Raw genomic sequence first — 24,689 nt, 5'->3', positions numbered from 1 at the left:
GTTTTCTCGGCCATGAGCTCGAACCACTCGGTCCGAACTCAAGGTGAACACTACGTGGCCGAATTCGTAGAAAGAAAAGGAAGCGGCAACCTGAATGTCCCCCCGAACTTTGCAGGTGCCATTTCCTCCTCGAAACCCAGCTTGATGACAGCGACGGGCATCTTTTCCAACTCCCGAGGCCCCCCGACCTCTAGGAATGTTTCGGAATCGATGCCCCATGCTGGTTCCCCCATCGCACGGGCTTCGTTATGGAAAATTTGAGGGTCCCTTTCGGAACCAGACGCGAACCCACTCCACCCGAACCCATCGGTCAGGCGATGCGTTCCCCCCAGATCGTTCTCGCCCTCTTGTTGGGCTCGGGTTGGAGTGAAGCTCGTCATCAATACCTCCAATCGCGCCCGGACAGGTCGATTTTCAAAGTTTTGTAAATTTTTTCTAAAGTAGACCTTACCAACACCCGGTCTTTACCGATCCAAAGACCTTTCAGGTTTCCTGATATCCGCCGCAACCCTTGATTTACCAAGGATTTTCCGCGTGACCCTGACCCGGCCCGCCCTACCGTTATCCCGCTGTGGAAAAAGTGTATGAAAATCCGGATTTCCCCATGGTGGGCCATTTCCAGTCGATTCTGGAATCGGAAGGCATTCGCACGGAGGTCCGCAACGAAGGAGGATCATCGCTGGCGGGCGAGGTCCCCTTCACCCAGGTTTTCCCGGAATTGTGGGTGATCGAACCCGAGGACACGGAGCGGGCGAAGCAACTCATCGAGACCTACCTGGCCGAAGACTCGCGCTCGTCCGCCACACTCAAGCCGTGGACATGCCCGAACTGCGCGGAGACCGTGACGGCTGAGCTGGCCGAATGCTGGAACTGCGGCACTCCATTCCCAACCCCGTAGCCCGGGCCATCAGCGAAGAGACGGCGGAATCAGGCCACCGTTGCCTTCACGATGTCGCTGGGTGCAGCGGGGATCGGCAGATCCTCAGGCTGAAGATCCAAGCCATGGATGGGCTGAACGCGGTCGGCATCTTCAAGAATGTCCAGCTCAGGACGGAAGTCCGCGGCGTGGTAGGAACTCCGCACCAACGGCCCGCTGGCCACGTGACGGAAACCCTTTTCCTCGGCGATCTGCTTGTATTCGGCGAACCGGTCCGGGTGGAGATACTCCACGACGGGCAGGTGACGCGGCGTCGGACGCAGATACTGACCCAGCGTCAGCACCGTCACGTCGTGATCCAGCAGGTGGTCCATCGACTCGAGGACCTCTTCCTTGCGTTCTCCGAGGCCGAGCATCATGCCGCTCTTGGTCGCCACCTTGCCGTTCACCATGGCTTTCGCCTTCTTCAGCACGGCCAGGCTGCGGGGATACTTTGCCCGCGAGCGGACCAGCGGCGTCAGGCGTTCGACGGTTTCGAGGTTGTGGTTGAAGATATGCGGACGGGCGTCCATCACCATTTGCAGAGCCCAATCACGATCGTTGAAGTCCGGAACCAGCACTTCGATCACGATGCCCGGATTCATCGTCCGCACGGCCTCGATGGTTTTCTGGAAGTGCTCGGCACCTCCATCGCGGAGATCATCCCGCGCCACGGCGGTAATGACGACGTGCTTGAGCTTCATACGCCGTGAAGCCTCGGCCACCCGGATCGGTTCGTCATCCTCGAGCGCGTCCGGTTTGGCGGTCTTCACCGCGCAAAATCCGCAGGCACGGGTGCACTTCTCACCGGCGATCATGAAGGTCGCCGTCCCCTGACCCCAGCATTCCCAACGGTTCGGGCACTGGGCCTCCTCGCACACCGTGACCAGATTCAGGTCGGTGATCAGCGACTTGGTCGACCAGAATACCGGATCATTCGGAAGGCGGACTTTGATCCATGAAGGCTTCTTGTCCTGATGAAGGTCTGCATCCATTTTCATCTTCGGACCGTGGCACTGGCTCATGGCGCGGAACGTAGGGGCCGACCCGCCCGCGGAAAAGTGGAAATTGTCGCTCGTGGTGATGCCCTGTGCGGATTCGGCAACCGCAGCTCGGAAATGATCCTAGTGCCGCCAGCCCAGCAGAAGGCGGACGATACGGGGGCGCGACTTGCCTCCTCGGCGCGCTAGTGCAGTCTCACCACCGCGATGGCGAGGAACATCGGGAACTCCCGCGCCGCACGGTGCTCGCCCTTGCTGCGTGAGCCTCCGGCTTGGGAACGCCGGTGACTGTAAAGCTCCTCGGTGCCGGTGATGGCCAAGCCCGACTCGCCAAAGGCATTGAGGACTTCCGCCAGCGGACGGTGGTAAAAGGCGGTGGTTTCGCCCCCACCCTTTCCCGGATGGGTCTGGATCGGAATCTCGAGATCCACGCCGTAGCGGTCGATCCGGCGATACTGGAGCTTGCGGCCTTCATCCCAGCCCCAGTGGGTCTGCCGTGGAATCCGAAAACAGGGATGCATGAAAATCGCCACAAACCGCCCTCCGGGCTTCAGGGCAGCCGCCACATTGCGACATTTCCCCGGCAGGTCCGGAACGTCGTGCACGGCCATCAAGGAGGCCGCCAAATCAAAACTCCCATCCGCCCAATCGCCGGGCACGCAGGCGTCCGCCACCGTCATCTCGACCCGTGGATCACTCTGGAATCGGGTCTTGGCAGATTCGATCAGGCGGGGGCTGGCATCCACCCCGACGACTGATGCCGCCCCGGAGTCCAGCAGCAGCGGCACCAGCACCCCCTGCCCACAGCACAAGTCCAGCACCCGTTTTCCATGGATGTCCCCGAGCAGCCGCATCGCCGCGGGCAGAACCACGTGCTGATGGTAGTCCGACCCATGCTTGCCGACCAGTTGATCATACCATGCCGCAACCGGATCCCAGCCCTTCCGGGCAGGCTGACGTCCCGGTGCCGGGCGTCCGGCTGGCCTCCGGTAGCCGGTCTTCTTCTGATACGGTCGCTTCTTCCTCCCCTCGGGCATGGCGCGAGCGTCTTGGAATCCCGGGTCCGGCACAAGAGCCGTCTTATCCGGCTACAGACCGCGACGCCCCTCCATCGCCCGTGCCAGAGTCAGAGCATCGGCATGCTCCAGCCCCCCACCTGCCGGCAGGCCCTGCGCCAGGCGCGTGACCTGACAGCGCGAGCGCAGCAGGTCGGCAAGGTAGTTCGACGTGGCCTCGCCCTCGACATCCGCGCCCAGCGCGAGAATGACTTCTTCGATCGACTCCCGCTCGAGACGGGCCATCAGCCCCCCAATGCGGAGGTCGTCCGGGGTGACGTTGTCCAGTGGGGAGAGCCGCCCCCCGAGGCAGTGATACTTTCCCTTGAACACCCCCGATCGCTCCATCGGCAGCACATCCGTCGCCTGCTCGACGACGCACAGCACCGGCTCGCGACCCGGGTGCTCACAGACCACGCAACCGTCATTCGAGGCGAAAAAACCGCATGTCTCGCAAGCCTGCACTTCGGCCTTCGCCTTCAACAGGGCTTCGGACAGTGTGGCGGGTGAGGCCTTCGGATGCTGGAGCAGCCAGATCGCGATTCGTTCCGCGCTGCGCGGTCCCACACCCGGGAGGGCCTTGAGTTCCTGCACCAGTTCGATGACGGCATCCGGGTATTCGATCTTGGGCATACGGAAAATCTAGTCGGGTTCACGATGACGCTCCGCGTAGACGAGCGAACCGACACCCCCCCAAATCAGCGCGATCATAGAACCTGTCAAAGGCGTATGAAAAGCGGCGAGCGCTAGCACGGGGATCCAGGTCAAGGTGAGGACCATCGCACTGACGACAATGATCAGGCGCCGCCACATGCCCCGCACGTGGACCACCGCCTGACAAACCCCCACGGTCATGAGCCCCGCCCACGACCATGGCACCCAGCCATCGAGGACACGGTTCGCCCCATCGAGGCCAAAGCCATTCACCCATCCCATCAGCGCGTGATCGACGGGTTTCAGCACCCCGAGGTAGTCGAGCATCCACGCCAGTACCAACCCCATCATCGCGATCGCCAGACCGGCGATGCCGGGATGGGGTTCAGGCTTGGGATCGGTGCGTTGGGTCATGGGGACAAGGGCGAAGCTAGGGCTGGGTCGAGCCAGCGACAAGCCCCAGCCAAGCGATCGGGCTCATTCCTCGCTGAGGCTGGCCAACCATGCCACAAGGTCGCGCAATTCCTCGGGATTCAGCAGGGCTCCCATCGGCGGCATCGCGGAAACCGCATCGGTCATCGACTGGATCTCATCGCGCTGAACCGTCCGCAGCTCGCCCGCCACATCGATCACCACCCGATCGCCGCCCTCTTCACGCAGTATACCACCGAGGGTCGTGCCGTCCTTGAGCTCCACCGAAACGATGCCGTAACCCGCCGCGACCTTGGCCGCCGGCTGAACCAATGACTCAAGCAGGAACTTCCGGTCCCCCCGTTTCGCCACACCTGCTAGATCAGGCCCCGCCAAGGCCGCGCCGTGTCCACCATCCGCGACATGGCAGCGCATGCACTGCCCGCCAGGATGACTGCGGAACAGTTTCTTCCCGCGCCCGACGTCGCCTCCCTCGAGACTCGGGTAATGGACTGCGAGCGGGTCTTCCGATGCCGCAATCAACGCATCGAACTCGCCAACCACTTCCTGGATCACCGGCTCATCCCGTTTCCGCGCCGTGGCGATCAACTCGATCGCAGCGGGCCCGGCGCCCTTGCTTTCTAACAGTGCATTCATCCGCTCCCCGATGAGGGCTACCACATCATCCTTCACTTCGGCTGCAAGCTTCCATCCCGCCTGCTGGCGGCGCACGGAAGGAGAACCCACCGCCTTCTCGATCGCCGCGGCGGCAAACGAGCTGCCGGATTCCACCAGCCGGCGAAGTGCCGCGAGCGCGAGTTCGTCATCGTCCATCCCGGACAGTTCAACCAGGAAGGTCTCCATCTGCTGAGGGTTGCGGTCCAGATACAACTCGAGCGTCTTCGCTCTCGCATCACCCGGCAGGTCCGCATTGCGAATGGCGGATTCCAAATCCTTGTCGGGCACTGCCGTGGTATCGAGCCCGTGCGTCCGGATGGTCTCGATCGCCTGGGCCCGGAATGGTCCGGCGATCTTCATCAACCGCTGCAACGATCCACCCAGTGCCTCCCTGGCAACCTTCGGATCGCGCTCCGGCAACGGATCATGGCGCCCGATCGACTGATCGACCGGGTGAGGTTCATTCCACTGCGAGAGCAGGCGCAGCGCCTCCTTGCGGATCGCCGGCGGTACCTCATCATCCAATGCCACCTCCAACACCCGCCCGACCTGCTCCGCCGTGCCAAGCCGGTACGAGCTGTGCAGTAGCCGGACCCAGTTCATCGCCGACCACGTACGTCGGTCCTTCCGATCCAGCAACTTCGCCACGAGGGGCCGGACCGACTCCATCCCGCGATCGTGGATCGTACAGATGACTTCCTCCACGATCTTCGGCTCGGGGTCTTCCAGATACCAGGCGATCCCATCATCCCGCATCCGCCCGAGGGCAACCACGGCCGCGAGGCGGAGCGCCTTGCTCGGGTGACTGTGGAGCACCTGAAGTTGCCTTGGATTCGACAAGCGTTCGAGAGCGAATGCCCCGGCATGACGGAGGTAGGGATCCTGATCATCATTCTGGATGATCATCTCCCACAGATACGGCAGCGAACCGATCGCCTTGGTCCGCCCCGCCGCAATCGCCGCCAACATCCTGACCCGGGGCGATTCGTCGTTGAACAACGCGCCGAAATTGATCCGGTCACCCACCACTCCCGACTCACCGAGCACCTTCACCACCTGCGCGCGTACCTCCGCATCTTCATCGGCCAGCAGCGAGATGAGTCGGCCCCATGCCACTTCACTCAGCTTCCTGTCGGGGAGATCCACGAAGTCATCCCGCTCGACCACCGGCCGCGCCGCCGCACCCCGGCGCGCGATCACGCCGAGTCCCCAGATCGCATGCAGTCGGGCGAAGGCCTCGCCCTCCTCCGCAACTTCGATCAACTTCTTGAGGCCTTCTTCCTTCCGTGTGAGTGCCAGATGGGCACGCAGGCGGACCCGCATATCGGGATGCTCCAGCAGCTTCCCAAGTCCCTCGACCGAACGCTGGTCAAACCCCTCGCGGATCAGGACCGCTGCCTCCACGGCGGCCTCGGCGAGGAACGGCTCTTCCGCTTCGATCTGATAGATGCGCCCTGCTTCATGACTGCGCCAGCCGCCGATGAAATCACTGACCACCACCTTGCCATCCCATGAGTAGGTGATATCCGTCGCCGCCGTGCCCCACTGGAACTTGCGTGCGTCGGTCAGCTTCATCCCCCCACCCGCTGGCTCGATGGCGAACGACCAGATCCCGGAAGCCGCAGCCCCGCCACGGTAGTCGCAGATCAGGAAGCGGCCGACCTCATCTTCGAGGAAACCCGCCCCCGGATGATAGCTCAGACCGGAAGGCCCGGAAGTCAGGTTTGCGACAGGCGGCAGCAGGTAGGCCGGTTGATCTTCATTAGCGGGCTCCCACATCCTCTCCTCCATCCACCGGCCGAGCGGTCGTTCATCCAGTCCGATCTGGCGGTGAAAGGTGTGCATCGCCTGATGCTCCATCCTCCACCCCGAATCGGCACCATCCACGACATACACGATCCGTGCCTCGTCCCCCTGGTCGGAGTTGTTGTCCACGGAAAAGGCATTTCCATAGGCATCGAAGGCGATCTCCTTCGGGTTCCGGAGTCCGGTGTGGATCACCTCGAACTGGGTCCCATCCGGTTCAAACCGGAACACGGCCCCTTCGTTCGGCATCTCGTAAACAACACCCTCGCTGGTTCTCAGGTTGAATCCCCGGTCGCCCACCGTTCCATACAGCCGCCCATCCGGACCCAGGGCAAATCCGTTCAGATCATGACCGGAAAGCGAGAAACGCACTCCGAATCCATCCTGCACGACGCCGCGTTCCTCAGCGACACCATCGCCGTCGCGATCCGCGAGGCTGTGGATCTTCGGAATGCTCGCCAGATAGACGACTCCATCCATCGCAAATACGCCGGCCGCCGTACCATCAAGCGGGTCATTGAATCCATCCGCAAACACCGTCGACTTCTCAAACGAACCGTCTTCCTTTCGTCCGGCGAGGCGACGGAGCACCTCCGATTTCCGGGTGAAGTATCCATCGGGGAACTTTCCCTTCCACTTCTCAATCAAGGCGGAGCGGTCATCCACCGTCCGGGCCGCCAAGTCGTCGAGATACCAATCCAGATGATCGCGATCGTCCTCGATCCCATTCCTGAATCGATGGGTCTCACTCACATAGAGGTTCCCCTGCTCATCGAAGGCGAGCGCGGTGGGTGACGTCACCTGATGCGATGCATGATCCGCCAACACCGCGAGCCGGGTGCCGGCGGGAATGCTCGCACCGGGGATCACGTCCGTGGCGACCAAGGATCCAGCATCCGAATCCGTGCGACCCACCGGCATCACCGGAGTCGACGAATCACTGGCGATGAAATGATCCGCGGCAATGATCCCCCAAGTTTCAGCCGAGGCATCGATCAACCGCAATTGAACTTTCATTCCCTTCCACTTCCGCACATCCCACACGACCTGCCGGCACACCAGGGAGTTATCCCCCCTTGCCTCCAGCACGACCTCGCCGTCGACGAGCAACTGGACCGCGGTCTTCCCCGGATGATTCCCACCTGCAATGAGGAAGGCGAGATGGTCGCGTGAAACCACGATCGCTCCGGACGTCAGCGATCCCATCCCTGAATCTCCACCATGCGCAGAGCACACCAACGAATCGCCGGCGAAGCCGGTCAGGCGACCGTTCAAACCCTCCATTTCTCCAGGAACCGGAGCCGCCCCGAACGCAGACCCCTCGACTTTCCAATCGCCGAAGCCATCGCCCTCAAAGGTTTCCAATATGACGTCCTCGGAACCACCCCACAGCGGCGTCGCCACGAGCGTCATCCATGCCATCATTCGCAAGATCATTGCCGCGGAAACTAGCCGATTCCCGCCCCATGGCAACGCTCAGGGCTCGCCATCCACCGGGCTTCCCCGAAGCCAGTCGTGCGATTGGCTTGCCCAATGCCCCCGCCGCCCCTAGAAACCCCGCGCCATGGCAGGGTTCTTCTCCTCGCTCTACAACAAGATCGCCAACAAGGCGGAAGTCGACTGGGACGAACTCGAAGCCGAGTTGGTCGCCGCCGACCTTGGCCCACGTCTGGCGATGGAGATCGTCGATGAGCTCCAGTCGCTCGGACGCCAGGTCTCTGCGGACGACGTCATCGAAGTGGCGCGCGCCAAGGTCGCCGACCGGCTTCCGCCCGACGCCCCTCCGCCCCTGCCTCTGACTTCCGACAAACCCTTCGTCTTCCTGGTCGTCGGGATCAATGGTGTCGGCAAGACCACCTCATGCGCCAAACTCGCGCACTGGCTGCAAGGACGCGGCGCACCCACCGTTCTCGCCGCTGCCGACACCTTCCGCGCCGCCGCCACCGAGCAGCTCCAGCGCTGGGGCGAAAGGCTGGACATTCCCGTGGTCACCGGCGCGCCCAACTCCGACCCGTCCTCGGTCTGCTACAACGCACACCAGCAAGCGATCGCCAGTGGCGCACGCTATCTCATCTGCGATACCGCCGGCCGCCTTCACACACGGCATAACCTGATGGAAGAGTTGGCTAAGATCCGCCGCACTCTTGCCAAGCAGGACGAGTCCGCCCCGCACCTCACCCTGCTGGTCGTGGATGCCACCACCGGAACCAACGCCCTGCAACAGGCCAAGGAATTCCACAAGGCCTCCCCACTCGACGGACTCATCATCACCAAGATGGACGGTTCCGGCAAAGGAGGCGTGGCCGTGAACATCCACGATCAGTTGAAGATCGCTCCCCGCTTCCTCGGCACCGGCGAAGAACCCGAGGCCTTCCAGTTGTTCAACCGGAAGCGCTTCATCGACGAAATGCTTTGAAGCGGACCGTTCCAATCGGCATCACCGGATTGGGCTGCCTCAGCACGCTCGGCCACACTCCGCAGGCTCACCTCGAGGCCCTCGACTTGGCACCCGCGCCATTCAGGCAGCTGGGTTCGCTCACCGAGGTTCCCGAACCGCTGGCCGATGTTCTAGCAGCATGGATCGATCCTCGGTCCCTGCTGTGTCACCGAAAATGGTCACCGGCCACCTGTGCCACCCTGCACGTTGCGCGCCAGGCCGTCGCGGCGGCCGGATGGTCCGCCAGCGATTGCGATGAAGCCGCCATCATCTTCGGGACCAGCCGCGGGACGGCTGCCGGTTGGCTCGAGCCATGGCCCGAACGTCGCCCGTTTCCCATCATGGCGGCCAGCAACTCACTGGCCTCCGAGCCTGCCGCCGCCGTCAGCCATGAATTGGGGATCCACGGCGACTGGCATGTGGTTTCCAATGGATGCTGCGCGGGACTCGATGCGCTCACCACCGCCGCCATCTGGCTCAGGGCTGGCATCGTACGAAAGGTCCTCGTGCTCGCCTGCGACCTCCCGCTCGTGCGTCCGGTCCTCGATGCCTTTCATTCCACCGGCATTCTCGCCACGCCCGGGAATCCGGGCATGATTCCTGCCGAAGGAGCAGCCGCGCTCTGCCTCGAAAGCGATGCCCCGCCCCGCGCGCCCCGTCTGGTCACCCATGACAGCATCGCCGAGCCGAATGCCACCTTGGGATCCACCACCGACCTCCCCGCACTCAGGAAACTCCTGTCGCGCGTCCTCAACGCCCAAGGGTCACCCACCTTGTGCATCCCACACGCCAGCGGGACTCCGATGCATGCGCTCAGTGAGAACCAGATTCTCGACGACCTGCTTTCCTCCGACTCCGTCCGCCTTCCCCTGAAGCACCATACCGGTCACTGCATCGGAGCGAGCGGCCTGCTCGAAACCGTCATGGCCTGTGCCGCCTTGAAACGAGGAAGCCCGCTGCAAGGCACCGACCTCCCCGCCGGATCGACCATCCTCAAGATCGCCTCGGCCATGGGCGGCAAACACACCGTAGCCCTCATCCAATCTCCTCATGTCTGACTTATCCATCGAGATCTCCATCGACGATCAAACGCTCAGTCTGATTCGTGGAACCGAACGCATCCAGTCATGGCCCGTTTCCAGTGCACGCAAGGGCGTCGGAAACCAGCCCGAAAGCCACCGCACCCCCACGGGAACCTTCCGGATCTGCGAGACGATTGGAGCGGACGCCGATCCCGGGACGATTTTCCAAGGTAGACAGCCGGTAGGCGTCTGGTCTGGCGATGCCGACGATCATGACTTGATCCTCAGCCGCATCCTCTGGCTCGACGGCACCGATCCGGAGAATGCCAATACCCGGGAACGTTTCATCTACATCCATGGCACCAACCATGAATCCCTTCTCGGTCAGCCGGTGAGCTGCGGCTGCATCCGGATGAGCAATGAAGACATCATCGAGCTCTTCCAACATGTGGGTGTGGATACCGAAGTCCGGATCCTGGCACCGACCCGTCCCCGCCAGAACCTCATCTTCTTCGACTGCGACTCCACCCTTTCCACGATCGAGGGGATCGATGAGTTGGCGAGAGCCAAAGGCGAATCCGTATTCCATCAGGTTGAAGCGCTCACCCATCAGGCGATGAATGGTGAGGTTCCCGTGGAGGAAGTATTCGGTCGAAGAATGGAAATGATTCATCCCGATCGCGAACTGTGCGAGGCCGTGGCCCGACAATATGTGGAAACCCAGACCGAGGGAGCCAAGGAACTCATTGAACGATTGAAGCAGGCCGGTTGGCATCCGGTCATCCTGTCGGGAGGCTTCGCTCCACTGATCCAGCCACTGGCCGAGGAGCTTGGAATCCAGGATATCGAGGCCGTCCCCCTCCATCTGAACCCGGACGGGAGCTACAAGGGCTTCGGTGAGAATTACCCGACTACTAGAAACGGCGGAAAACCGGAAGTGATCCGCGAGTGGAAGCAGGCTCTTCTCCCAAAGCGTATTCTGATGGTCGGAGATGGTAATTCAGATCTCGAATCACGTAGTGAATGTGAAGCCGTGATAGGTTACGGTGGTGTGGTTTCCAGAGCGGCGGTGAAGGAGGGTGCGGACCATTGGATCACCTCACTTCGCGACTTTCCTGAAGAGTTGATAGGATGATTCATCATCCATCTCCAACAACTCACTTATAATTAACACTTGCCACTGGGTAGATATCTGAGAAAAGACCCGCGTTATGAGCACCAAGGCTAAAAAAACATCACGTGGCAAGCGCTACTCCGACCAGGAGAAGGCCGAGATCATCGACTTCGTCAACAAGATCAACAGCGAGAAGGGCCGCGGAGGCCAGTCCGCTGCATCGAAGAAGTTCAAGATTTCTCCTCTCACCATCTCCAGCTGGCTGAAGAAGTCCGGTGCACCGAAGAAAGCCAAGAAGGCCCCCGCAAGGAAAGCTGCCGCCAAGAAGCGCGGTGCACGCGCAGCCAAGGCACCAGCAAGCACCTCGTCCGCTCCGATCGGCCGCAAACTTGCCAAGCTTCAGTCGCTCTACAACAAGATCGAACGCGCTGAATCAGACCTGAACAAGATGAAGGCTGAGTTCGAAGCGCTGAAAGGCTCACTCTGATTTTCCACCAGGAAAAATCCCGAAAACATGCCCGCATCCCTACCAGGGTGCGGGCTTTTTCATGTCTCTGTCCTCAGCCTTCCGACTTCCAGAAGACGTCCTTCTCCATCTCGAACCACCCGACCTCTTCCCCGTCGAACACAAAGCGCCCAAGGAAGGTCCTGCGGTCCAGCATGAGGGGCAACCAGTGAATGTCGTCACTCCACATCCGGTCGTAGGGGATGTCATCAATCCGACACCACAGCGGCTTCGCCTCGTCGGTTTCCGTCGGACGACCGTCGAAGTCATGCGCCAGATAGACATGGCAGAGGATGTCCGGCACATCCGACATCGCGAAGTGCAGTTCCCCCATCTTGCGTGGACGCTTCACATGAATGTGAAGTTCCTCCTCGGTTTCCCGAACCGCGCATTCCAACGGCGTTTCGCCCGGATCGATCTTACCACCCGGCCCGTTGATCTTCCCCGCACCGAGACCCCGCTTCTTCTCGATCAGAAGGATCTCACCGTCGCGGACGACGAACATCAGCGTGGCATGCGTGGGCGCGGACCAACTGGCCCAGTCAATCGGTGAGGCATTCATGAGGAAATCGCCGGAACCCGACCACGCCTACGAACTCGCTGCAGCGTAGGCTTCCACGCTGTCGCAGGTGCAGACCAGGTTGCGGTCTCCGGCGACATTGTCGACTCGACCCACCGATGGCCAGAACTTGTGCCTGCGAAGTCCGGGCAGCGGATAAGCCGCACTTTCCCGCGAGTAGGAATGATCCCACTCATCGGCACAGACATCCTCCGCCGGGTGCGGCGCGTTCTTGAGCACATTGTCGACCGGGTCCGCCTCGCCATTCGCGACGGCCATGATCTCCCCGTGAATCGAAATCAACGAATCGCAGAAGCGATCCAACTCGCTCTTCGCCTCTGACTCGGTGGGTTCGATCATCAGGGTGCCCGCCACCGGCCAACTCATCGTCGGCGCGTGGTAGCCGTAATCCATCAGACGCTTGGCCACATCCTCGACGGTCACCCCGCTCTTCTCGGCTAGCGGACGAAGATCGATGATGCATTCGTGCGCGACCAGGCCCTTGTTGCCAGTGTAGAGAACCGGGAAGAAATCCTGCAGACGACGGGCGATGTAGTTGGCATTGAGGATCGCCATCTCGGTGGCCTTCGTCAGACCATCCGGCCCCATCATCGCGATGTACATCCACGAAATGGTGTTGATCGAGGCACTCCCCCATGGAGCGGAACATACCACTCCATCGGTCTGCTCGAGCGTTTCATGACCCGGCAGGAATGGCACCAGTTGCTCGGCGACACCGATCGGCCCCACACCCGGACCGCCACCCCCGTGGGGAATGCAGAAGGTCTTGTGCAGGTTGAGGTGGCAAACATCCGCACCGATCAGGCCCGGACTAGTGAGGCCAACTTGGGCATTCATGTTGGCTCCATCCATGTAAACCTGCCCACCGGCGGCGTGAATGCGCTCGCAGATATCCACGATCGTGTTTTCGAACACCCCGTGAGTGGACGGATAAGTCACCATCAAAGCGGACAAGCGGTCCTCGCTCGCCTCGATCTTCGCCTGAAGGTCCTCGACGTCGATGTTTCCGTCGTCATCACATCGCACACCCACCACCTTCATTCCGGCCATTACGGCGGACGCCGGATTGGTGCCATGCGCGGACAGCGGGATCAGACAGATGTCCCGCTGTTCATCTCCCCGGGATTGATGGTATCGGCGGATTGCGAGAAGCCCCGCATACTCGCCTTGTGAACCGGCATTGGGCTGCAACGACACCGCAGCAAACCCGGTGATCTCCGCCAGCCAGTTCTCCAGTTGCGACAACATCTCCCGGTAGCCGATGCTCTGATCGTCCGGTGCGAAGGGATGGATGGACGAAACTTCGGGCCAACTCAGCGGCATCATTTCGGCGGTCGCATTCAGCTTCATCGTGCATGATCCCAAGGGAATCATCGACTCGTTCAATGCCAGGTCCTTCGATTCGAGACGCTTGATGTAGCGCAGCATCTCGGTCTCGGTCTGATACTGGTTGAAGACCTTCTGGGTCAGGAACGCGGACTGCCTCGTGAGCCCGGCTTCCCAGTGGAAGGCTCCATCCTCCAGCGAAACCAGCGGTACCCCGAATGACCCACAGATCGAATACAGATCCGCTTCGGTGGTCGTCTCGTCGAGCGCGATTCCGACGTGATCCTTGTCGACCAGACGCAGATTCACCCCATTGAGGCAGGCTGTTTCACACACGCCGGCCGCGTCGTCCGCCACCTTGACGAGCAAGGCATCGAAGAACGAGTCACCGACCAGCTCAAAGCCTCCATCGCGCAATGACTTCGCAAGTCGCGCCGTGGCCCGGTGCACCCGTTTGGCGATGTGCACGAGCCCTTCCGGGCCATGATAGACGGCATACATCGAAGCCATCACCGCCAACAGAACCTGCGCCGTGCAAATGTTCGATGTCGCCTTGTCACGACGGATGTGTTGCTCACGCGTCTGCAGCGAAAGCCGCAGACCGGGCCGCCCTTTCGAGTCGGCGGATACCCCGATGATCCGACCGGGCAACTTGCGCTTCAGCTTGTCGGTGCACGCCATGAAGGCGGCGTGAGGACCACCAAAGCCCATCGGTACTCCGAAGCGCTGGCTCGAGCCCACGCAGATGTCCGCACCAAACTCACCGGGCGGCTTCAGCAATGTCAGCGCCAGCAGGTCCGCCGCCGCGATCGCCATTCCACGGGCCTCCTTCACCTTCGAGAAAAACGCTTCCACATCATCCACCCGACCGTGGGTGTCCGGATACTGAACCACCGCGGCGAAGAATCCCTCCGCCGTAGCGGGGTCATAACTCCGCCAGTCTCCGACCTGCACTTCGATGCCCAATGGCTCGGCCCGGGTCCTCACCACATCGATCGTCTGGGGATGACAATTCTCGGCGACAAAAATGACCTTCCCTTTCGGCGCACCAGCAAGGGCCAGACTCATCGCCTCCGCCACCGCCGTCCCCTCGTCGAGCAGGGACGCATTCGAAACCGGCAGACCGGTCAACTCAGCCACCATGGTCTGGAAGTTCAACAATGCCTCCAGCCGCCCTTGGGCGATCTCCGCCTGATAGGGTGTGTAGGCTGTATACCAACCCGGATTCTCCAGAATGTTCCGCTGGATCACCCCGGGCACATGGGTGCCATGATACCCCTGGCCGATGCAGTTCTTCTTCACCTGGTTCCGCGACATGATACCCCGCAGCCGATCAAGCGCCTCGGCTTCCGAAGCGGCTTCGGGCAATTCTAGTACTTCCTTCGAGCGGATCGCCGGAGGCACGGCATCATCAATCAATCCGGCAAGCGATTCGTAACCCACCTGTTCGAGCATGGCGGCGGTATCATCGCCCATCGTGCCGAGGTGACGGCTGAGGAAATCAGTGTGTAGGGACATGGCTATGGAATGAATGGGAATGGTATGAAGAAAAATGGACCCGGGGGCAGGCGCCCACCGGGTCCGGAAAGATTCGGCTCCGGTCAGCCGCCAAGGAGGGCCTTGTAGCCCGCCGCATCAAGCATGGCCTCGACCTGTGCCACATCCTTGACCTTCATCTTGAAGATCCAGCCTTCGGCATACGGATCAGTGTTCACCAAGGCAGGGTCGGCTTCGACGCCTTCGTTGGCTTCGACGATTTCCCCGGAAATCGGGGCGTAGATGTCGCTCGCCGCCTTCACGGATTCCACGACCGCCACCGGGTCTTCGGCATCGACCTCCTTGCCCACCGGCGGGAGCTCAACGAAGACCACATCGGTCAGTTCTTCCTGCGCGTGGTCGGTGATACCAACGGTGACCACGTCACCCTCGAGGCGGACCCATTCGTGCGAGGTATTGTATCGGAGATCGTCTGGAACATTCATGAACGGAAAACTTATGAATTTTTGGCAGCTGGTTTGTAAAACGGTTTCTTCACGACCTCGGCGGGGAATGGCCGTCCGCGGACGTCGACCTGGACCTTGGTGCCGATCTTGGCGTAGGCAACAGGAAGGTAGGCGAGGCCGATCCCCTTGCCGAGACTCGGCGAAGGCACCCCACTGCTCAGCTCACCGAGCACCTCCCCGGATTCGCTGAGGACCTGGTAGTGGGCACGTGGAGGAGCCCCCTTCCCGGTGTAGGCGATCGCGACCAAACGCTCCTTGAGACCCTCTTCCTTCTGGCGGGCCAGAACATCGCGTCCGACGAAGTCCCCCTTCTCCAAATCGACGAAGAACCCCAGTCCCGCCTCGATCGGTGTCCTCGCCGGGCTGAGATCACTGCCATTCAGCGGGTAACACATCTCCAGACGCAGGCTGTCCCGGGCACCCAGGCCGCAAGGCTTGGCGCCGGCATCGCAGAACTGCTTGAACGCCGTGATCCCGTCAGCCGATGGGCAGAAGAACTCGAAGCCATCCTCCCCGGTGTAGCCGGTCCGACAAACGATTTGCCCACCGCTCAGTCGGGCGATCCCATTCCTTGGCGGCAACGGCTCGTCGGGAAACAATTTCGCGAATGCGGCCGCCGAGTCAGGTCCCTGAACCGCCATGCCCGCCCAGCTTTCACTCTCGTCCAGAAGCTCGACGCCGTCAGGACGCTGCTTCTCAAGCCAGGTAAAATCCTCGGGGATCATCGATGCATTCACGACGAGGAAGAACTCGTTCGCACCGGTCCGATAAACGATCAGGTCGTCGATCACGCCACCCTGCTCGTTGAGCATGAAACTGTATTGGCCCTGTCCGTCGGCGAGCTTGGCCAGGTTGTTGGCAAGCATGCGGTTCAGCCACTCGAGCGCGCCCTCGCCCTTCACGATGAACTGGCCCATGTGGGAAATGTCAAAAATCCCGACCGATCCACGCACGGCCTGATGCTCGTTCAGGATGGAGTCATACATGACCGGCATGTTCCATCCCGCGAAGGGAACCATTCGCCCGCCCAGTTCGACGTGAAGCGGTTCAAGAGGAGAGTGCTGCAGAGGTTCGGACACGCGGGGAACCTGAGAACCCGTCATGAAAAAGTCAATTAAGGCAACGTTTTGTGCCTATTTTCGACTTCTGTTTCGCTCATACACCGCTTCCAGGGTGTCGAGATACTTGGAAACCGGATCATCCTTCACCACCCGCGGCTTCTCCTTCAGTTCCTGCTTGAGGCGCATGTAGTCGTCGAAGCTACCGCTGAGTTCCGTCGCCCCCGCGATTTCCATGTAGTCGAGGTAGTCCCTCCCTCGCGTGGCTCGCTCGAGCATTCGCGCGCGGAGTTCGTTCAACTCGACGAGATCCATCATCATCTTGTCATTCCGACCATCCCGAGCCCATTCCATGAGGATCAGTTGGTAGTCGGAAAGCAGCGACCGGTAGGATGGGAAACAACGGTAACTCAGACGATTCAGCGCATCCTGAGCCGGCCTCACCGCCGCATATCTAGCGCTCGCCTCTTCCGGGTCTGGTCCCTGCCACTCCTCCAGCGTTACATTCACATTGACCCCTTCCTCATCGCGGAAATGCAGCACCAGGGCATCCGCCAGCGCCCGTTCGGTCTCCAGGACGTTCATCACTTCCGTGATCGGCGCCTCCGCGAGCCGCGCCATCGTCAGGGCCCACCACTTCGCCAGGCTCTTCTCGGAAAGGTTCATCTCCGGGAAATGGGTCCGCAACAGGATCGGCATTTCCCCCTCGAAAACCGCCACCTCATCGCAGAACCCGGCAAAGGCCTCCTTCCCCTGTGGCTGCTCAATCAGGGCCATCACCATCGCCCCCGACTGCGCCCGGAACATGGCTCGTGAAACCCCATCCGATCGCCAGAATTCTTCCTCACCGACGGCGAACAGCTGGTCCAGCGTGAAGCGCCCCCCTTGCTGGAACACGCCCTCATACAACTTCCGGTCACCCCGACCCTGCCTCCAAGCATCGGCCTCGGTGATGCCCTGCACCAACCACACCGGCGCCTTCAACGCGGTCTGAACCGACCCGGGCTCCTTCCCGTGAAGCGCCCGCTGAAACAGCAAACCACGAATGATGGCGCCCTCCATGCGCTCCCGGTCGAGCCCACGCGAGAAGTCCACGTGGATCCGCAGAAGGTAGGTGTCGGCGGTATAGCGGAGCTCATGCGCCACCGGACGTGCACGCGGCGGGTCGCCGGGCTTCCCGTGCAGCAGGATCTCGATCGGCACGGACACCGGCGCATCCGGTTGATCGAGGAGCGCGTTGAACCGGCGCCTGATATCGTCGGCCTGGATCGCAATCGACGCCCGCTGCGCCCCTTGCCCCCCGTTGACTCCGAACTGGCCGCTTTCCGAACGCACCCGTTGGTCGCGGGGAAACTCGACCGCCTGCTCGGCCTCCACCTCGGTCCAGACCTCCGCCGTCCCTTGCTCGGTGGGATCGAGCGCCTCGAGATCCAAGAGCGGGATCGCTTTCCGGGGTTCATCGCCGACAGCGATCCCCAGCATCAGACACCCGCCCAGCACCCATGGACGGAAACCACTCATCCGCCGGGCATCAGCATTTCCCGCGTATTCGGCCGGGGATCGAGCAGCAACTTGCCGTCCGCGATCGAAATGCGGGCCATGTCCTCAATGAAATCCACTTCCTTGACCGGCTTCCCCCGTTTTCCCGACTCCGGGACCTCACGGTAGACTCCGACCAGTTGCTGGAAAGACGGCATCACCGTCAGCAGAAACCCCTCAGGCACCGGCAGTTGGCCGAAGCGTCCACCGATGCCCGGTTTCGGCAGCCATTCCTGATACGGTCCCCCATTGCGGAATATCCGCGTCGTGATGCGCCCGTCGGGCTGCTCGATCTGCTCGATCCGGATGTACATCGACAAGGTCAACGGGTATCCCGCGACCGACCTCACGATGACCACTTCAGCGCGATCCTCCTCCAGCCGCACAGCCACGTCCTCGATGTCGACCCACTCTCCGAGGAATCCGGCTTGCTTGAAGGCCAGGGTATCACGGAGATACAGATTGATCTCCTCCTCACTGAGTTTCAGCGGATACGCCCCGTCCGAAGAGTTCTTCAGCACCTCCTTCAAATTCCGGGAAGACTTCCCGACCGCCGCAGGTCCCCGACCGTCGATGTCCGACAGATCCTGAGGCTGGGCCACGAAATAGAGGGCCGCGCCGAGTCCCGCCAATCCGAGGAACACCACGAATGTCATCAGCTTGCCGAGGCAACTGCCCTTGGCTTTCGGCGGCGGTGATTCCTTTTCTCCCATGACCTAGCGCTATCAGAGATCCGATGACCTTGGAAAGCCCCGGATTATTTCGAATCCCCGCCGGATGGCTTGGCGGCAGGCTTCGAGTCTCCCGATTTGCTCTCGGACTTCGGCTTACCCCCCTCCTTGTCCTTCTTGGCCCCCTGCTTGTAGGAGTCCGAGCGGTAGTCGGTCTGATAAAAACCACCACCCTTGAAGATCACACCTGCGCCCGTTCCGAGCAGTCTCCGGACCGGGCCTGCGCACCCTTCTTCAGGACAATCGGTGAGTTTGGCATCGTTCATACTCTGGAACACCTCGAAGCGGTGTCCACATTGCTCGCATTCGTAATCGTATGTCGGCATGGCGTGTGGCGATTGAGATAGCAGTTCTTTCCGACTCTGCAATCCCTGTGTGAACCGCTCACCGAGCACCTCCCACCCTTGACCGCCGCCGACTCCGCGCTATCAATCCCGGTCATCGGATTGAACCTCATGACTCCACGCCTCATCGTCGCCCTGCTCGCTCCGCTGTCGTTCAGCGCCTGCTCCCTCGATTCCGCCTCCCAAGGTAGCGGGTACCTCTCCCACTACGAGAAGAGGCAGGTCCAGCGGGCATCCACCGATCCGGGAGCCGCCCTCCCTGACGACGTCTCCTACTGGGCAGGAGACGGAGTGAAAGGCTCACCGCAGATCACCATCGACCTCAGCCAGCAGAAGGCGTTCTTCTACAAGGACAGCACTCTGGTCGGTGTTTCCCGCATCTCGACGGGCAAGGAAGGCCACGACACCCCGGCGGGCACCTACAAGATCACCCAGAAGAACAAGAACCACCGGTCCAACCTCTACGGCATCATCGAGGACAAGACGACCGGCCAGGTCGTCAATGACGATGCCGACTCACGGGTCGACAAGGTGCCCCCCGGATGCAAGTTCGTCGGGGCCCCCATGTGGAACTTCATGCGCTTCAACGGCGGCGTCGGCATGCATACCGGCTACCTGCCCGGCTACAACGCCTCCCACGGCTGCGTCCGCATGCCGGACCACATGGCGAAGAAGTTCTTCGAGCACTCCAAGGTCGGAACCCCGGTGATTGTCGAGCGATGACCCCGGAGGACCTCCCGGATCCGGACACCTCGATGGAGGTCCTGCCCGGCGACGTCGCGGCACTGGCCGAAGCCATCGAACACGGCAAGTGCCTGCTCATCGACTGCCGGGAGGACGATGAGTGGAGGATCAACCGACTGCCCGGCGCCCGACTTGCGCCACTCTCCGCCTTCGCCACCGAGGCCGCCCGACTCCTTCCCGCCCCCGACATCCCGTGCATCATTTACTGCCACCACGGCATGCGCTCGCTGCGGGCCGTCGAGTGGCTCCGCAGCCACGGCCATCGCCCGTGCTGGTCCATGGCCGGCGGCATCCACGCATGGTCGGAGACCATCGACCCATCCGTCCCGAAGTACTAGGAACACCGTGCGAGCCGTCATCCAGCGAAGCGGACCTGCCGAGGTCACCAGCGACGGAGAGTCACTGGCGCGCATCGATGGCGGCCTCGTGATCCTCCTCGGCATTGAGGAGCGCGACACCCACGAAGACGTCGACTGGCTCGTCGGCAAGATCACGAAGATGCGGATCTTCGGAGACGACGAGGGCAAGATGAACGATTCCCTTCTGGACCAAGCGACGCCCCAGGCCCTCGTGATCAGTCAGTTCACCCTGCACGCGAATACGCGCAAGGGGAACCGCCCGTCCTTCATCCGTGCCGCCCGCCCAGAACAATCCGAGCCACTCTATCTCGCATTTTGCGAGGCCATGAGCGAAGTCATCGGCAACGCGGTCGGCCGCGGCAGGTTCGGCGCCGACATGCAGGTCTCCCTCGTCAACGACGGGCCCGTGACCATCACCATCGACTCCCGCGCACGGGAGTAGGACCTTCCCCTCGATTCATCGGTTGGCGCGAACCCGGACGGTCATCCCTCCTGCGGAAGCCCTCCCGGCTACTCCTTGATCCGCACCGAAGTCCCGCAGAAGGTGCAGTTGAACCAACGGAAAAGCAGCGTGTGGACCGCCAGTGGGAGGATGTAGCCAAGACCCGGCACATGGTGGGCCTTCACATTCTTGCGGCAATGCCTCGGCAACAGGACCTTCTGACCGCACACCCGGCATTTCACCCGGCAGGAAGTCATCAGACAGAGCAAACCCGCCACCGGCACCGCAATCGGGAAGGCGAGGATCCACGACGGAACCCAGCTGAATTCCTCCGGCTTCTGATCGGACAGGATCAGCAAGGGAGCCGAAACGATCGCAAGCGGCACCAGAAGCTGAAACAAGACCACGAAAAAGCACCCGAACCACACCTGCACCGGCAGGTCGTGCAGCACGCCACGAACAAAGGAACGGGATTCCGGGTTCTTGCCGCGGTTCGTCTTCTCCCGCGCGGTTCTCAACAACCGGATCCGATCGTCTTCGTCCGCAGGTTGGGGGGCCTGCAACGGCTGCACCGCCGTGGTACCGGACCGCGCATCCTCCAGGGACCGCACGCGCCCCGCATCAATGCCCCGGCGTTCCACATTCCTGAAATTGGCAACCTGCACCACACCGGACTCCTTCGCGCGCGGCGTCAATCCGGGGTCCGACTTTTTCTTCTCCGCCGCCCCCGTGGACACCCGGACATCGAGATCTCCCGCCGCCCGATTCAGCACCGGGGCAATCCCCACCTCGGTCGGTGGAATCCCGCGCTCCGCCAGCTGGCGGTTGGGAATCGGCAAGGCGACCGGTGCCTTCTCGATCATGTCCTGCACATCCGGGTCCGCCTCGTAGTTCACCCACTCGACCGGAGCATCAGGATCCGCAGCCTCCTCTTCCATCTCCTCCGCCGGCACCTCATCGTCGCCACGTGCGCGGGCCACCCACGTGCGCACCTCATCAAGGTCAGGTGCCTCGTCCAGAATCGCCAACATGTCGTTGGCCTTCTTCAGCTCACCATGCAGCACCTCGGGATCCACCTCCACCAGATGCCTCAGCTCGACATAGCCCGCCGCCTCGAGCAGCTCAAGCTGCCCGCTTTGGATCTCCTTGATGGATGTTAGCTCGCTCATGTCGTCCCACCCCGTGGAAAAAGCGGAGGATATCCCCCACCGTGTGACGCACAAGCCATCATCCGAGGGATGCCAGCATCTCTCCGAGTTGCTCGAGCTTGCTGTGCCACTCGGCGAGGCGCGCCTTCTCCTGCTCGACGACGGCCGCCGGAGCACGGTCAACGAAGCTGGCATTGCCCAGCTTGCCTTCCGACTTCTTCACCTCGATCTGGATCTTCTCGATCTCCTTGTTCAGACGGATCTTCTCGGATTCCACATCGATGAGCCCTTCCAGTGGCATGGCCACTTCGCCCACCGGCGTGAGCGATGCCGGGGTACCCCGCGGAGGCTCGAAGGAATCATCCAGCTCAATCGCACCGGCACCCGCAAGCAGGGCCAGGACCGGAAGCTCGGCCTCAAGCCACTCCGGTGCATCCTTGAACACGAAACGAACATCCTTGCGGCTCGCCACGCGATACTCGGCCTTCAGATTCCGCAGGCGGCTCGCAGTGTCATAGAGTGCCGAGGAACGGCTTGCCGCCGTCTCGACCGCCTCATCATCCAGTCCCGCAAGCAGCGGCTCGGACGGAAGTTCCTCTTCCATCAGGAAAGAACCTTCTTCGACAAATCCCATCCGCGCACTGAGTTCCTCCGTCACATGGGGCATGTAGGGATGAAGAAGTTGCAGGTAGCGGCTCATCACCGCGTCGAACACCGTGAGCGTCACCGCCCTCGATTCCGGATCCGCTCCATCACGCAGGTCGGTCTTCACCGCCTCAAGGAAACGGTCGCAGAACTCGGACCAGAGGAATTCATAGAGGCGCTGGGCGATCTCACTGAAACGATACTCACCGTAGAGACGCTCCAGATCGGCCGAGAGCACGTCCAGCTTGGCCATGATGTCCACGTGGAAACAACGGGCCTCGCCCTGCACGTCCTCCTCGTGAAGGGATTCAATATCGCCCGCCATCTGCCTCAGACGGCAGGCGTTGTAGAGCTTGTTGGCGAAGTTCCGGCCCTCCTCGATCTGGGTTTCATCGAACCGGATGTCGGCACCCACCGGAGCGATCCTGAGCAGACCGTAGCGCAAGCCGTCCGCGCCATACTTGTTCATCAGGTCGATCGGGTCCGGAGAGTTCCCGAGCGACTTGCTCATCTTGCGCCCCTTCATGTCGCGGATCAGCGCGGTGAAGTAGACATTCTTGAAAGGCAACTCGTCGGCAAAGCGATACCCGGCCATGATCATACGGGCGACCCAGAAGAAGATGATGTCCGGCCCGGTTACTAGATCCGACGTAGGATAGAATTTCTTGAGCGTCTCGCTTTCCTCACCCACTCCCGACATCGTGGCGAACGGCCACAGCCAGGAACTGAACCAGGTGTCCATCACGTCCTCATCCCGCTCCCAGTTGTCACCGTCTGCGGGAGGCTCCACGCCCACATGGATGTCACCCTTCTCGAAGTCGGACATGTCGAGTGCCTCCGCCCCCTTCAGGGCGTCCAGCTTGTCTTTGCGATACCAGACCGGGATCTGGTGACCCCACCACAACTGGCGACTGATGCACCAGTCCTGCAGATTGCCCATCCAGTGGGCATAGGTCTTGCGCCAGCGATCCGGACGGAAGGCGATATCGCCGTCCGCAACCGCCGAGGCGGCCTGATCCACGCAGGGATAACGCAAGAACCACTGCATCGAGATCCGCGGTTCGATCGGCACATCCGCACGCTCGGAGAAGCCGACATTGTTGTCGTATTCCTCCACCTTGAGCAGCAAGCCCATTTCCTCGAGCATGGCCGCCGCCTTCTTGCGCGCACGGAACCGGTCCAGGCCGTCCAATTCAGGACAATCCGGGCAGTTCACCGTGCCGTCGGGATGGAAGACATCGATGATCTCCAGATCGTGCTTCATGCCGATCTCGAAGTCGGCCTTGTCATGGGCCGGGGTGATCTTCAGCGCGCCCGTTCCGAACTCGATGTCGACGTGTTCGTCGGCGACCACGGGAATCTCGGCAGCGGGAAACGGACGACGCACCTTCTTGCCGATGTGCGCGGCATGACGGGGATCCTTCGGGTTCACGGCCACCGCCACGTCGCCCATCAGGGTCTCCGGGCGGGTCGTTGCGATCTCCAAAAACTCGCCCGGGGCATCCACCAGCTCATACTTCATCGTGTAGAGCTTCGAGCGCTGCGGCTTCATGATCACCTCTTCGTCCGACAGCGCGGTCAGCGAGACCGGACACCAGTTGACCATGCGCTTGCCCCGATAGATGAGACCTTCCTTGAACAAATCCACGAACACCTGGCTGACCCACTGCGTGTAGTCCGCGTCCATCGTGAAACGCTCACGCGACCAGTCACAGGAACAACCGAGTCGCTTGAGCTGCTTGATAATGATGCCGCCGTGCTTCTCCTTCCACTCCCACACCTTCTCCAGAAACGCGTCCCGACCGATGTCCCGACGTCCCTTGCCCTCCTCATCGCGGAGCTGGCGCTCGACCTTCGTCTGGGTGGCGATGCCCGCATGGTCCGTGCCCGGCAGCCACAGCACTTCATGCCCCGTCTGACGCGCCCGTCTTGCCAGAATGTCCTGCAGCGAATTGTTCAGCACATGGCCCAAGTGAAGAATCCCGGTCACATTTGGCGGAGGAATGACGATCGAGTAGGCCGGCTTGTCGGACGAAGGATCCGCTTCGAAACACCGACCCTCCAACCAGGCCTGATACCATTTCTCCTCAACCGCTTGGGGCTCGTATGCTGTAGGCAATTCGGACATCGCCGCGGAGGGATGCCAGAGCCCCCGGGTTTTGTAAAGAAGC

The 24,689-nt window shown here is 61.6% G+C and carries 22 protein-coding genes; 8 read left to right on the top strand and 14 right to left on the bottom strand.

What is annotated here, in order from left to right; translation table 11 throughout:
- Positions 1 to 571: 571 nt before the first annotated feature.
- A complete protein-coding gene (locus tag JIN81_RS08920) occupies positions 572 to 898 on the top strand; it encodes a putative signal transducing protein (protein ID WP_325100865.1) in 327 nt (108 codons plus the stop codon).
- A 29-nt stretch (positions 899 to 927) separates the two neighbouring features.
- Here JIN81_RS08920 and lipA read toward each other — a convergent pair whose 3' ends face one another.
- The 5 genes from lipA to JIN81_RS08895 all read right to left on the bottom strand — a co-directional run bounded on the left by lipA (position 928) and on the right by JIN81_RS08895 (position 7,946).
- A complete protein-coding gene (gene lipA, locus JIN81_RS08915; protein ID WP_267907978.1) occupies positions 928 to 1,917 on the bottom strand; it encodes a lipoyl synthase in 990 nt (329 codons plus the stop codon).
- A 185-nt stretch (positions 1,918 to 2,102) separates the two neighbouring features.
- The gene (locus tag JIN81_RS08910; protein ID WP_200278583.1) at positions 2,103 to 2,954 is read right to left on the bottom strand and encodes a class I SAM-dependent methyltransferase; all 852 of its coding nucleotides are present in this window, start codon (positions 2,952 to 2,954) and stop codon (positions 2,103 to 2,105) included.
- Positions 2,955 to 3,005: 51 nt separating this feature from the next.
- Positions 3,006 to 3,605: a recombination mediator RecR gene (gene recR, locus JIN81_RS08905; protein ID WP_200278582.1), complete on the bottom strand. Its 600-nt coding sequence runs from the start codon at positions 3,603 to 3,605 to the stop codon at positions 3,006 to 3,008.
- A gap of 9 nt (positions 3,606 to 3,614) precedes the next feature.
- Positions 3,615 to 4,040, bottom strand: a complete 426-nt coding sequence (locus tag JIN81_RS08900; protein WP_200278581.1) for a hypothetical protein — start codon at positions 4,038 to 4,040, stop codon at positions 3,615 to 3,617.
- 63 nt (positions 4,041 to 4,103) lie between these two features.
- Positions 4,104 to 7,946, bottom strand: a complete 3,843-nt coding sequence (locus JIN81_RS08895) for a DUF7133 domain-containing protein (protein WP_200278580.1) — start codon at positions 7,944 to 7,946, stop codon at positions 4,104 to 4,106.
- 139 nt (positions 7,947 to 8,085) lie between these two features.
- Here JIN81_RS08895 and ftsY point away from each other — a divergent pair, with 139 nt between their 5' ends.
- The 4 genes from ftsY to JIN81_RS08875 all read left to right on the top strand — a co-directional run bounded on the left by ftsY (position 8,086) and on the right by JIN81_RS08875 (position 11,581).
- Positions 8,086 to 8,937, top strand: coding sequence for a signal recognition particle-docking protein FtsY (ftsY, locus tag JIN81_RS08890; RefSeq protein ID WP_200278579.1), 852 nt, complete (start codon positions 8,086 to 8,088; stop codon positions 8,935 to 8,937).
- Positions 8,934 to 10,016 (top strand): beta-ketoacyl synthase N-terminal-like domain-containing protein, encoded by a 1,083-nt coding sequence (locus JIN81_RS08885; protein WP_200278578.1) that lies wholly within the window; start codon positions 8,934 to 8,936, stop codon positions 10,014 to 10,016. Before ftsY ends, JIN81_RS08885 begins: the two co-directional genes overlap by 4 nt.
- On the top strand, positions 10,009 to 11,115 hold the full coding sequence (locus JIN81_RS08880) for an HAD-IB family phosphatase (protein ID WP_234044607.1): 1,107 nt from the start codon (positions 10,009 to 10,011) through the stop codon (positions 11,113 to 11,115). The genes JIN81_RS08885 and JIN81_RS08880 overlap by 8 nt, the downstream gene beginning before the upstream one ends.
- Before the next feature lie 76 nt (positions 11,116 to 11,191).
- On the top strand, positions 11,192 to 11,581 hold the full coding sequence (locus JIN81_RS08875) for a hypothetical protein (protein WP_200278577.1): 390 nt from the start codon (positions 11,192 to 11,194) through the stop codon (positions 11,579 to 11,581).
- Between the two features lie 73 nt (positions 11,582 to 11,654).
- Here JIN81_RS08875 and JIN81_RS08870 read toward each other — a convergent pair whose 3' ends face one another.
- From JIN81_RS08870 to JIN81_RS08840, 7 genes are all read right to left on the bottom strand, one after another.
- Positions 11,655 to 12,161 (bottom strand): 8-oxo-dGTP diphosphatase, encoded by a 507-nt coding sequence (locus JIN81_RS08870; RefSeq protein WP_200278576.1) that lies wholly within the window; start codon positions 12,159 to 12,161, stop codon positions 11,655 to 11,657.
- 27 nt (positions 12,162 to 12,188) lie between these two features.
- Positions 12,189 to 15,023 carry an aminomethyl-transferring glycine dehydrogenase gene (gene gcvP / locus JIN81_RS08865; RefSeq protein ID WP_200278575.1) on the bottom strand — a complete coding sequence of 945 codons (2,835 nt, stop codon included), beginning with the start codon at positions 15,021 to 15,023 and terminating at the stop codon, positions 12,189 to 12,191.
- Positions 15,024 to 15,106: 83 nt separating this feature from the next.
- Positions 15,107 to 15,487 carry a glycine cleavage system protein GcvH gene (gene gcvH / locus JIN81_RS08860; RefSeq protein ID WP_200278574.1) on the bottom strand — a complete coding sequence of 127 codons (381 nt, stop codon included), beginning with the start codon at positions 15,485 to 15,487 and terminating at the stop codon, positions 15,107 to 15,109.
- Positions 15,488 to 15,498: 11 nt separating this feature from the next.
- A complete protein-coding gene (gcvT, locus tag JIN81_RS08855) occupies positions 15,499 to 16,587 on the bottom strand; it encodes a glycine cleavage system aminomethyltransferase GcvT (protein ID WP_200278573.1) in 1,089 nt (362 codons plus the stop codon).
- A 54-nt stretch (positions 16,588 to 16,641) separates the two neighbouring features.
- On the bottom strand, positions 16,642 to 18,087 hold the full coding sequence (locus JIN81_RS08850; RefSeq protein ID WP_200278572.1) for a hypothetical protein: 1,446 nt from the start codon (positions 18,085 to 18,087) through the stop codon (positions 16,642 to 16,644).
- Positions 18,084 to 18,818 (bottom strand): hypothetical protein, encoded by a 735-nt coding sequence (locus JIN81_RS08845; RefSeq protein ID WP_200278571.1) that lies wholly within the window; start codon positions 18,816 to 18,818, stop codon positions 18,084 to 18,086. Before JIN81_RS08845 ends, JIN81_RS08850 begins: the two co-directional genes overlap by 4 nt.
- A gap of 44 nt (positions 18,819 to 18,862) precedes the next feature.
- A complete protein-coding gene (locus tag JIN81_RS08840; protein ID WP_200278570.1) occupies positions 18,863 to 19,162 on the bottom strand; it encodes an FmdB family zinc ribbon protein in 300 nt (99 codons plus the stop codon).
- Positions 19,163 to 19,291: 129 nt separating this feature from the next.
- Between JIN81_RS08840 and JIN81_RS08835 the strand changes: the two genes are divergently transcribed.
- Genes JIN81_RS08835 through dtd form a run of 3 tightly spaced genes read left to right on the top strand, consistent with a single transcriptional unit; the run spans position 19,292 to position 20,725 of the window.
- Positions 19,292 to 19,903: a L,D-transpeptidase family protein gene (locus JIN81_RS08835; protein WP_200278569.1), complete on the top strand. Its 612-nt coding sequence runs from the start codon at positions 19,292 to 19,294 to the stop codon at positions 19,901 to 19,903.
- The gene (locus JIN81_RS08830) at positions 19,900 to 20,262 is read left to right on the top strand and encodes a rhodanese-like domain-containing protein (protein WP_200278568.1); all 363 of its coding nucleotides are present in this window, start codon (positions 19,900 to 19,902) and stop codon (positions 20,260 to 20,262) included. Before JIN81_RS08835 ends, JIN81_RS08830 begins: the two co-directional genes overlap by 4 nt.
- A 7-nt stretch (positions 20,263 to 20,269) precedes the next feature.
- Entirely contained in the window at positions 20,270 to 20,725 is a 456-nt protein-coding gene (gene dtd, locus JIN81_RS08825; RefSeq protein ID WP_200278567.1) for a D-aminoacyl-tRNA deacylase, read from the top strand.
- 68 nt (positions 20,726 to 20,793) lie between these two features.
- On the opposite strand, the gene JIN81_RS08820 is transcribed toward dtd, so the two are convergent.
- Both JIN81_RS08820 and JIN81_RS08815 read right to left on the bottom strand, forming a co-directional pair.
- Positions 20,794 to 21,894 (bottom strand): DUF4332 domain-containing protein, encoded by a 1,101-nt coding sequence (locus tag JIN81_RS08820; RefSeq protein ID WP_200278566.1) that lies wholly within the window; start codon positions 21,892 to 21,894, stop codon positions 20,794 to 20,796.
- Between the two features lie 58 nt (positions 21,895 to 21,952).
- The gene (locus JIN81_RS08815) at positions 21,953 to 24,646 is read right to left on the bottom strand and encodes a valine--tRNA ligase (protein ID WP_200278565.1); all 2,694 of its coding nucleotides are present in this window, start codon (positions 24,644 to 24,646) and stop codon (positions 21,953 to 21,955) included.
- Between the last annotated feature and the right edge of the window lie 43 nt (positions 24,647 to 24,689).

Source organism: Haloferula rosea, assembly GCF_016595525.1.
Taxonomy (GTDB): domain Bacteria; phylum Verrucomicrobiota; class Verrucomicrobiia; order Verrucomicrobiales; family Akkermansiaceae; genus Haloferula; species Haloferula rosea.
The sequence above is the reverse complement of the archived record's forward strand: the minus strand, read 5'-3'. Positions and strand labels throughout refer to the sequence as shown.

Coding starts and splice junctions, on each gene's coding strand:
- lipA (WP_267907978.1), bottom strand. CDS start 1,917: ATGAAAATGGATGCAGACCTTCATCAGGACAAGAAGCCTTCATGGATC.
- JIN81_RS08910 (WP_200278583.1), bottom strand. CDS start 2,954: ATGCCCGAGGGGAGGAAGAAGCGACCGTATCAGAAGAAGACCGGCTAC.
- recR (WP_200278582.1), bottom strand. CDS start 3,605: ATGCCCAAGATCGAATACCCGGATGCCGTCATCGAACTGGTGCAGGAA.
- JIN81_RS08900 (WP_200278581.1), bottom strand. CDS start 4,040: ATGACCCAACGCACCGATCCCAAGCCTGAACCCCATCCCGGCATCGCC.
- JIN81_RS08895 (WP_200278580.1), bottom strand. CDS start 7,946: ATGATGGCATGGATGACGCTCGTGGCGACGCCGCTGTGGGGTGGTTCC.
- ftsY (WP_200278579.1), top strand. CDS start 8,086: ATGGCAGGGTTCTTCTCCTCGCTCTACAACAAGATCGCCAACAAGGCG.
- JIN81_RS08880 (WP_234044607.1), top strand. CDS start 10,009: ATGTCTGACTTATCCATCGAGATCTCCATCGACGATCAAACGCTCAGT.
- JIN81_RS08875 (WP_200278577.1), top strand. CDS start 11,192: ATGAGCACCAAGGCTAAAAAAACATCACGTGGCAAGCGCTACTCCGAC.
- JIN81_RS08870 (WP_200278576.1), bottom strand. CDS start 12,161: ATGAATGCCTCACCGATTGACTGGGCCAGTTGGTCCGCGCCCACGCAT.
- gcvP (WP_200278575.1), bottom strand. CDS start 15,023: ATGTCCCTACACACTGATTTCCTCAGCCGTCACCTCGGCACGATGGGC.
- gcvH (WP_200278574.1), bottom strand. CDS start 15,487: ATGAATGTTCCAGACGATCTCCGATACAATACCTCGCACGAATGGGTC.
- JIN81_RS08850 (WP_200278572.1), bottom strand. CDS start 18,087: ATGAGTGGTTTCCGTCCATGGGTGCTGGGCGGGTGTCTGATGCTGGGG.
- JIN81_RS08845 (WP_200278571.1), bottom strand. CDS start 18,818: ATGGGAGAAAAGGAATCACCGCCGCCGAAAGCCAAGGGCAGTTGCCTC.
- JIN81_RS08840 (WP_200278570.1), bottom strand. CDS start 19,162: ATGCCGACATACGATTACGAATGCGAGCAATGTGGACACCGCTTCGAG.
- JIN81_RS08835 (WP_200278569.1), top strand. CDS start 19,292: ATGACTCCACGCCTCATCGTCGCCCTGCTCGCTCCGCTGTCGTTCAGC.
- JIN81_RS08830 (WP_200278568.1), top strand. CDS start 19,900: ATGACCCCGGAGGACCTCCCGGATCCGGACACCTCGATGGAGGTCCTG.
- JIN81_RS08820 (WP_200278566.1), bottom strand. CDS start 21,894: ATGAGCGAGCTAACATCCATCAAGGAGATCCAAAGCGGGCAGCTTGAG.
- JIN81_RS08815 (WP_200278565.1), bottom strand. CDS start 24,646: ATGTCCGAATTGCCTACAGCATACGAGCCCCAAGCGGTTGAGGAGAAA.